Origin of the sequence: Chitinophaga sp. RAB17 (assembly GCF_052114225.1) — a bacterium.
Lineage (GTDB): Bacteria > Bacteroidota > Bacteroidia > Chitinophagales > Chitinophagaceae > Chitinophaga.
Window position 1 is genome coordinate 64,311 of record NZ_JBFREI010000016.1, and the last position, 3,942, is coordinate 68,252.

Here is a 3,942-nt window from a genome sequence, read left to right on the forward strand (position 1 = left end):
TTATCATGAAAAAATCATTAAACATACAATGCCTGTTCTGGCTGGCTATCACGTTGTTAACGATTTCCTGTAAGAAGGACAGTAGCGATGGCTTTCTAAGCCCGGCACTCAAGTATACCAATCCTTCCATAAAGATAGCAGTAGGCGCCTCCCTGATACAATCCGGTGCTATGGTAGCAGATGAATCTACCAAACCGCTGGAGTTCACCATTGATGCCATTCACTATGAAGATGGAAAAATTGCCGATAAGTTGATGGCCTATAAAGTAGATACCTACTTCTGGCAAGCAGAGTATACAGGAAAGGAGAAAACGGTACAGGAGTTAGACAAGAAGCGCACCAAGGTGAATCGCCCTGCCGTTGATATCAACCCTGCGAATGGAAATATCGTCATCTACCCGGAGTCTAGTGATACCACCATATTTACCAAAGGCAAGTATATCATTGACGTAAGAGTGAAAAACAGTGGCGGAGAACGTCTTATTAAATCTGCCTTAACCATAGACGTTAGTTACGCATTGCCTTATACTTACCGGCTCGCTGGTCTTGACGGCAAAATAACAGGCCTTGATGTAACCTTTGACAGGCAGGTAAACACCGGCAATAAAATACTGGTATACGTACTGAAAAAAGACGGCACCGCGGTGGATCCGAAAACGTTACTCGGATACGATTATTCCAGTAACCCGGATGTAACAGACTTAAAGGATTGGCATAACCTCGGTTTGAATAATCCTACTAAGTACACTGAATTCCCCGATCACCTGGAGCTGGAGATAGCCGGGTTCCCACTCCCCTTCGTTTCCGGACAGGTGCTGAGGATCGATATGTATAATAACGGAGATATCAACGGTGGCTATTTCAACTACTGGTTTGACATGTCTATTCTTAAAGAAGGTATCTGGAAAGTAACGATTCAGTTGAAGTATAATTAACGATCTGTTGTTACTTTCATAATTGTTAAGAGGCTGACCAGATTTTACTTTGGTCAGCCTCTTGTTTTATAACTGAATCCCCATCCAGCATTAATCGTGCACCGTCATCGTGTGAGATTTGTAATCTTCCATCCGGCGTTTACCATTTTATTTTCAGTTCGGAACGCCTGTTCTGCTTATATTCATCTTCCTTGCACGGCACCCCGTCCTTACAACCGTTCACTGGATTCCCCTCCCCTTTATTGCTATAATAGAGGCGTTTCGGATCGATGCCCTTATTAACGAGGTAATCTATTACCGCATAACAACGTAATGCCGACAAATCGGTGTTATATTGATCAGAACCACGGTTGTCTGCAAAGGAAGCAATCACGATCTTCCAGTTGGGGTGACGCTTCAGCACTGCTGCCACCTGGTCCAGGATCCTGCGGGATGCTGTAAGCAGTGACGCACTGTTATAATCATATAAGAACTTCAGTTCCTCCAGTTGTTGTTTATCTGTTTCTTCTTCTGCGGTATGTTTTTTCTCCACCAAACCTGGTTGTCCGATTGGCACAGATGGTACACTATGCTCCGTTTCCACCACCGGATTCCTGTTGCGGTCAACCCTGTTAAAGTAATCGGGATCAGAGAAGTAATAGATATCATCCTTGCCCATGCCGCCCTGCCTGTTGGATGCTATATACCCTTCATAGCCGTTACGTTTCAGTATGAGCCCTAAATCATCGCCCGCGGAGTTAAACGGCACCTTCATATTCTGCGGTATTTCCCAGCTGGATTTCGCCCCTTTTACACGATAGATGTCATATCCACCCATCCCTGCATAACCTCTGCTGGAGAAGTAAAGAATGCCTTCTTCATTAACAGTGGGGAAGGTTTCAGAAGCCACCGTGTTTACCTGGTTGCCACAGTTGATGGGCGTTCCCCAGGTACCATCTGCCTGTTTTTCCGAGTACCAGAGATCTGTCTGACCTTGCCCGCCCGGGCGGTCAGATACAAAATACAGTACGTCGCCGCCAAAACTGAGTACTGCATGACTGGACGAGTATCCTGGTACATTAATACCCGGCATCAATACGGGGGTTTCCCATTTCCCATTCTTTTTTACAGACTGGTAGATCTGCAACTGGCGGACACCATTCACGATACCTTTCCCGGTGACTGGTACATCCCGGCCCTGTATGTTGATAGTGGCGTAGAGGGTATCCTCTGCGCTGCTAAGACACACCGGGCCGATATGATAATCATATTTGCCCAGCAATGCCGGCACCAGCTCTTCCAGGTAGGTGTTGGAATTGTCGCCGGAGTATTGCTGATAAACATATGCTTTATAATAAGGCAGTTCCGTACGTTTGTCCGTAGGTGGCTTTGACTGTGAGCCACCATTAAGTGCCATCGAGCGGTATCCGTTTGACATCAGCAGCAAACCTTTCTTTACTACTCCACTTACCAGGTCCGAGTTGGGCGTATTCAGCTCCTTAACGGGTTTTAATTGTACAGGGGCCGCCTGTTTACCCCATACAACGGCACTGTCGCAACTTTGCAGGGCAATCTCTTTTAATGTAAGACTGTCTGCATCAGACGTAGCAAACAAAATATATTGTTGCTTTGCCGCGTCATACTGCTCCAGCTGCCGAAGCACTTCTCCATAAGCAAAATAAGCGGATGCAGGACGGTCAGTACGGCTGGTGATCTCCTGGTATATATCCGAGGCTTCCTTATAGTAACCGATCTCGTGGTAGCTATGAGCCATTTTCATCAGCTGATCCACAGGCATCTTATTCCCTTTATTGCGGGCAATCCTGTTATAGAGCGCTCCTGCCTCCGCATACTGCTGCCTTGCATAAGCTGCGTTAGCTAATTGCGACAGGCTTTTCTGCTCCTGGCTAAACAGGCTGAAAGCCCTCAAAAACATCAGCGGAATAATAATTATAATGCAACGTATCATACGGGTAGAAACTAATGGTTAAAAATACCTGGGGTTCTTTACTGCGAAATTTTTCGAAGGAATTAAAAAGCCTAGTGATATTTCATGTGATCCTCCCTGGTAACCCGCCATTTTATTAATGCTCAGGTCATAGGAATACCCGATACGCAAATTTTCTGTCGCGTAAAATTCCACCATCACACTGGCTGCATCCAGTTCACTCAGATCCTTCTGCAGGTTGGTTTTGTTCCATACCCCCACACCTGTACGATAGGAAGCGCCTGCCCACAGCTTTTCACCGATCAGCAGAAAGGCATTTATGTCTACGTTAGTAGGTCCCTTAAAGTCTTCCTTGATAAGGATAGAAGGCTTCAGCTGTAAGTGCTCTCCCAGCGGAAACATAGCACCCGTAGTAATATACAGGTGCTGTGTTTTGCGAATAGTAGAATAGTTGTTTCCTTTCCAGCTGTAACGCGAAGCGTCAGTATAAAGGGAAAAGAGGTCCATAACAGAAGCGCCTGCATAAAAACGGGAAGTATAGTAGTAAATCCCGAAGCGGGCATCCGGTACCCACACACTCTTTTTACCCAGAGGTATCGCGGAATCGTCATTATCCGTGTATTGCAGCGCCGAGCCATCAATGGAGTACTGGGTAACCCCTCCTCCTATACCGAAGCATAGCCGGCGCGTGCCTTCATCATCCAGCGGAATCCGGTACGAGTAAGAGCCATAGAGCGACAAAGCATCCTGCGGACCCAGTTTATCAAACAACATTTGCAGCCCCAATCCCACCTTATTTTCACTGGCAGGAGTTACTCCATCTATTGACACTCCCCCTGTACGGGGCGCACCTGGAAATCCGGCCCACTGATGGCGGTAAACGGTATTCACGTACAAGTCTTCCTTATAGCCCGCATAGGCAGGGTTAATACTTAACCCGTTGAACACGTACTGGCTGAACTGTATGTTTTGTTGCGCCATTCCGCGCATACCTGTTGCCAGCAGCAAGACCATTATTCCTGCTTTGAGTACTGTTTGCATCTTTTACACGTTTTTTGTAGCAGATAATATTGTTGTCTT

Annotated in this window: 3 protein-coding genes; 1 reads left to right on the plus strand and 2 read right to left on the minus strand. The window is 46.4% G+C overall.

The annotated features are described in order from the left end of the window. The first annotated feature begins 5 nt into the window (after positions 1–5). Positions 6–935, plus strand: coding sequence for a DUF5007 domain-containing protein (locus tag AB4Z08_RS32600; RefSeq protein ID WP_441577976.1), 930 nt, complete (start codon positions 6–8; stop codon positions 933–935). Positions 936–1,074: 139 nt separating this feature from the next. On the opposite strand, the gene AB4Z08_RS32605 is transcribed toward AB4Z08_RS32600, so the two are convergent. Continuing rightward, complete coding sequence (locus AB4Z08_RS32605; protein WP_441577977.1) at positions 1,075–2,850, minus strand: OmpA family protein; 1,776 nt, start codon at positions 2,848–2,850, stop codon at positions 1,075–1,077. 51 nt (positions 2,851–2,901) lie between these two features. Continuing rightward, the gene (locus AB4Z08_RS32610; RefSeq protein ID WP_441577978.1) at positions 2,902–3,903 is read right to left on the minus strand and encodes a PorP/SprF family type IX secretion system membrane protein; all 1,002 of its coding nucleotides are present in this window, start codon (positions 3,901–3,903) and stop codon (positions 2,902–2,904) included. Between the last annotated feature and the right edge of the window lie 39 nt (positions 3,904–3,942).